Source organism: Psychrobacter sp. 5A.1 (assembly GCF_030407455.1).
GTDB lineage: Bacteria > Pseudomonadota > Gammaproteobacteria > Pseudomonadales > Moraxellaceae > Psychrobacter.
In genome coordinates this window covers 1-1,587 of the sequence record NZ_JASDDJ010000124.1, presented here as the reverse complement: position 1 = coordinate 1,587, position 1,587 = coordinate 1, and the positions used below count along the sequence as shown (strand labels likewise).

Genomic DNA, 1,587 nt, shown 5'->3' with positions numbered 1-1,587 from the left:
CCTCAAATATATCATCTTGCTTCGGCTGTCACCCCTCCTTTAATTCCTCAGCATACTTTTTGATACACCACCAAATATTTAAAGTTCTTTATCGATCTCTTCACCAATAACATTGAGATAAGCTTGCAAATCAATAGCTGGAATAGTTCCTATAGCTTGCTGAAGATATTGAGTTAATTGCATAAAGAAAGTAATTAAAGAGTTTTCAGGTCGACTAAAATGTAATTCTTTGAACTCTCTTTTTTCATAGTACTCATTTATTCGTTTAATAAAATCAAGCTCTTCAGTGTTTTCTTCACCATTATAATCAACAAAGAAGCTGCCATAATCAACAACGCAGCCTAAATCAATACCTTGAAGGTTGACCAAACTTTTAATATGCTTCTCGATTGTTTTATTATTACGATTATCATAGGTATTAGTAGTAGCTAGAATACCGCCTAGAATTTTAGTTAGTGGTCTAGCAGGAAAAGTTCTTCCCGAATTAATCATTGATGTAGATGTACGAGTCAAGCGTCGAACACTTTCAATCTTCTCGCCTGCGTAAGTTATATAGTTCCCTGAACCTTTAATGCTTCCTCTGATGTCTGGTTTAACTTCAAAAACTGCATATACGCCTTCAGCAGGGACATAATGGAAACCATTTTGTGTAAAGATGAATGGAGTAAAGTAATTATCATAGATAACAACATCAATCTGATGGCTTGTATTGCCTTTATGGTCTATGACAATTGCTTTATCTATACTATAACGATTAGGTAAGTAACTTCTCAACCATTCAATCCATGCATTCTCTAACGAATCACCTTTTGAACCAGGATGCTGTATAAAATCTCTGTTAGTGCTTAGTTGAGCAGACATCTGTTTCTGCATACTGGCAAATAATTCTGGTAATGGTATGTTATTCATACAATTTCAACCTTTCATTATTTAATATAAAAAAATTAAAATCCCTCAAACTATCGCTAGTAATACTCAAAATAAGTAAGATAGGATTGTCAATTTTCACGTTTTTCTCATGAGCAATGCTAATCATTGCACTTAAATCTGTTGAGCTATACCATGCTTCACCATCTGGATGAGTATGCCACTCACCAACATAGTAGAGTCCTTTGTTTATAAATAATTTTTCAAACTCGGATTTCAGATAGTTAGATTCTCTAGTAAACTCAACTCGACTACTCTTAAAAATCTCTGCTGTAATTGATTGTTCAATATACAAGGTTTTAAAATCATTAGAATATTTACCAATCAGAAAACCACCATACTCTTTAGGGTAGTGCACACAGCTTGACTGATAAATACTTTCTAACAAGCTATCTTCGACTACTAATTTTAAATTCTTGTAGTGTTTGGTAATAGTCAAAACTTACTCACTTTCAAAGACTCATAATTATCATCATGATTGATTACAAAGCTATTTAGCTGTTCGTTACTAATCATAATATTGATATGTTTTAAAGCAAACTGTATAAGTGTAGAGATGTCATTATAAGAAGCTTTAAAAGTTGGACTCCAACAGCCTATAGGATTGTATAAATCTTCAACATCATTTTCTAAAATATTATCAAACTGATGTCTAACGAA

Annotated in this window: 2 protein-coding genes and 1 pseudogene; all 3 read right to left on the bottom strand. The window is 32.6% G+C overall.

The features are described from left to right. Positions 1 to 78: 78 nt before the first annotated feature. The gene (locus tag QL982_RS14360) at positions 79 to 909 is read right to left on the bottom strand and encodes a DUF6602 domain-containing protein (RefSeq protein WP_290190438.1); all 831 of its coding nucleotides are present in this window, start codon (positions 907 to 909) and stop codon (positions 79 to 81) included. Beyond that, a complete protein-coding gene (locus QL982_RS14355) occupies positions 902 to 1,366 on the bottom strand; it encodes a Mov34/MPN/PAD-1 family protein (protein ID WP_290190437.1) in 465 nt (154 codons plus the stop codon). Before QL982_RS14355 ends, QL982_RS14360 begins: the two co-directional genes overlap by 8 nt. After that, positions 1,363 to 1,587, bottom strand: a pseudogene (locus QL982_RS14350) (thiamine biosynthesis protein ThiF); the annotation flags it as partial. The gene QL982_RS14355 and the pseudogene QL982_RS14350, both read right to left, overlap by 4 nt.

What these genes read in the sequence shown, in the direction of transcription:
- QL982_RS14360 (WP_290190438.1), bottom strand. Translation starts at nt 909, where the DNA reads ATGAATAACATACCATTACCAGAATTATTTGCCAGTATGCAGAAACAG.